The 2,735-nt window shown below is 64.0% G+C and carries 3 protein-coding genes; all 3 read left to right on the top strand.

All coding sequences use genetic code 11. From position 1 onward, the window contains the following. The first annotated feature begins 160 nt into the window (after positions 1-160). A complete protein-coding gene (locus AC062T_RS05560; RefSeq protein WP_476028167.1) occupies positions 161-1,213 on the top strand; it encodes a type III polyketide synthase in 1,053 nt (350 codons plus the stop codon). Then, positions 1,210-1,725, top strand: coding sequence for an isoprenylcysteine carboxyl methyltransferase family protein (locus tag AC062T_RS05555; RefSeq protein WP_476028165.1), 516 nt, complete (start codon positions 1,210-1,212; stop codon positions 1,723-1,725). Before AC062T_RS05560 ends, AC062T_RS05555 begins: the two co-directional genes overlap by 4 nt. 12 nt (positions 1,726-1,737) lie before the next feature. Further along, the coding region (locus AC062T_RS05550; protein WP_476028163.1) for an NAD(P)/FAD-dependent oxidoreductase at positions 1,738-2,735 on the top strand (998 nt) is incomplete at its 3' end.

Here is a 2,735-nt window from a genome sequence, read left to right as displayed (position 1 = left end):
TGTTCATAATGCTCCAGCTCGGGAGGTCAACAAAGAAATGCCGACCAGACTTCCCGGCTCACCGCCCCATATGTTACGCCCAATCTTCAACGGTCGGAACTGCGGTCCGCTGGCAGGTTGACGCAAATGTGGGCGTACCGGCGGTATTAGCTTTGCGCGCATGTCCCGAATTGTCTCCGTCGCGCCAGTTTTGCCTGAGCATTCGTACGCCCAGGACCACATCACCACGGAACTGACGAATCTGATCACCGCAGCTCCCCAGCATCACGCCGTCATTCACCGACTTCACTCGGCCAGTGGCATCGGCACTAGACATACCGTTCTGCCCCTAGAACGCTACGCCGAGATTGCCGACTTTGGGGAGGCAAACTCGATCTTCATCGAGCAGGGCACCCTGCTTGCCGAAAAGGCGGTGCTCGCGGCCCTTGACGGTGCGGGGCTCAGGCCGGCCGACGTCGACTACATCTTCTTCACCTCGGTGACCGGGGTTGCGGCGCCGTCCATCGACGGCATCCTCGTGCACCGCTTGGGCTTCAGGCCCGATGTGAAGCGGGTACCGTCGTTCGGGCTCGGATGCGTTGCCGGGGCCTCGGGAATCGCGCGCATCGATGATTACCTGGCGGGGCATCCGCTCGGGGTCGGGCTGCTCATAAGCCTCGAACTGTGTTCGCTCACCCTGCAGCGGGGTGACGCGACAATGGCAAACTTTGTGGCGACAGGGCTATTCGGTGACGGGGCCGCCGCCGTGGTCATGGTGGGAGAGGCGCGGCCGGAGCCAGGAATCACGGTCGTCGACAGCCGCAGTGCCTACTATGCCGAAACCCACAATGTAATCGGGTGGAACATTAATGGGGGCGGCTTCGAGATCGTGCTCACACCCGGTGTTGCCGAGGTCATCAACAACAACTTTCTGCGCGACGTTACGGGCTTTCTCGCGGGTCATTCGCTGGCCGTCTCCGACATCGATCACTGGGTGGCGCATCCTGGCGGCCCCAAGATCCTGGATACATTCTCCTCGGCATTGGAGGTTGCGCCCGAATCGTTCGCGCGCAGCTGGGCCACCCTGGAGCGCGCCGGCAACCTCTCGTCTGCGGCCGTGCTCCACGTACTCGCGGATGTGATCGAGGGCGGCGGCGCGCAGGGTGAGCGCGGGCTCCTCTTTGCCCTGGGCCCGGGGGTCAGCGCCGAATTCGTCCTGTTGGAGTGGTCATGATCGCGTACACGGTTCTCATTGTTGCGACGGGAATCGAGAGGCTCGTCGAACTCGTCATCTCTCGGCGCAACGCCAGTTTTGCCTTCGCACACGGCGGTGTGGAATTCGGGCGAAGCCACTTCGGATGGATGGTTGCCCTGCACACTGGCCTGCTCGCCGCCTGTCTCGCTGAAGTGTGGCTTCTCGACCGCCCATTCATCCCTGTGCTCGGCTGGAGCATGCTCGTGCTCGTAATACTGAGTCAGGGCCTGAGATATTGGTGCATTGTGACACTGCGCCGCCAGTGGAACACTCGAGTCATCGTGGTTCCGGGATCTCCCCGCATCGATGCTGGCCCCTACCGCCTGATGAACCACCCCAACTATCTTGCCGTCGTCGTTGAAGGGTTTGCCCTACCTCTCGTGCATACTGCCTGGATCACCGCCATTGTCTTCACACTGCTCAACGCAGTGCTACTGCTCGGCTATCGACTGCCGGTGGAGAAGAATGCGCTGAGGATGCTGGCCTCATGACCGGGGTGGCGCATGATTGACACCGACGTTCTGATTGTGGGCGGCGGGCCCGTCGGCATCGCCGCGGCCATCGACGCTCGACTGGCTGGTCTCAGCGCCGTCGTCATGGAGCCGCGGCCGTTTCCGATCGACAAGGCCTGCGGAGAACTGCTGCTGCCGGGTTGCCTGCCCCTGCTGGAACGCCTCGGCGTCGTGCCAGAGGGAATGCCGCTGCGGGGCATCGGCTACTACGGCACAGGGGCATACTCCCAGGGTGTCGAGCACGAGTTCGTGCGAAGCCAGGCGATGGGAATTCGGCGGCCCGAGCTCCACCACCTGCTTGTGTCACGAATGCATGAGCTCGGAATCGAGCGCGATCACGGCCATCTGACAGGGCTGCATCAGGATGCCCACGGTGTGACGGCCGTGAACGACCTTGGGTACAGCATCCGGGCCAAATGGCTTTTGGGCTGCGATGGGCTGCGATCGGCGACGGCCCGGCTCTCGGGACTCGCTGGCAACACTCGGGTAACGGGGATCGCAGGGGCGCCCCGCTACGGAATGCGTAGGCACTTTGTGATCGAGCCGTGGAACGACCTGGCCGAGGTGCACTTTGGTGAAGTGGCCGAGGTTGCCGTGACCCCCGTCGCTCCCCACCTCGTGACCGTGACCGTGATGGGGCCGCGCGGGGTTGGTTTTGCCGAAACAGTGAGGAGCGTTCCCGCTCTCGCGGAGCGGTTGACGACGGCGACGCCGATCACCGACCCGCGGGGGGCTGGCCCGTTCCGCCGACGCACCGTTGCTCGGACCTCCGGCCGCATCCTGCTGGTGGGGGATGCCTCCGGTCACGTGGATGCGCTCACTGCTGCGGGGCTCCGACTGGGCTTCGATAATGCCAGGGCGGCGGTAGAGGCGGTCGTTCGTGCTGCGCCGGCCGAATACGAACGCGAGTGGCGCAGGCTTCGACGGCAGTTCCACCCCATGACGGCGAGCCTGTCGGCCGTGGCAGGGTCAGGGATGCGGCGCGGTCT

It is taken from the genome of Homoserinimonas sp. (assembly GCF_056262345.1).
Note: the sequence above shows the minus strand (reverse complement) of the source record. Positions and strands in the feature narration are given on the sequence as shown.

Coding starts and splice junctions, on each gene's coding strand:
- AC062T_RS05560 (WP_476028167.1), top strand. CDS start 161: ATGTCCCGAATTGTCTCCGTCGCGCCAGTTTTGCCTGAGCATTCGTAC.
- AC062T_RS05555 (WP_476028165.1), top strand. CDS start 1,210: ATGATCGCGTACACGGTTCTCATTGTTGCGACGGGAATCGAGAGGCTC.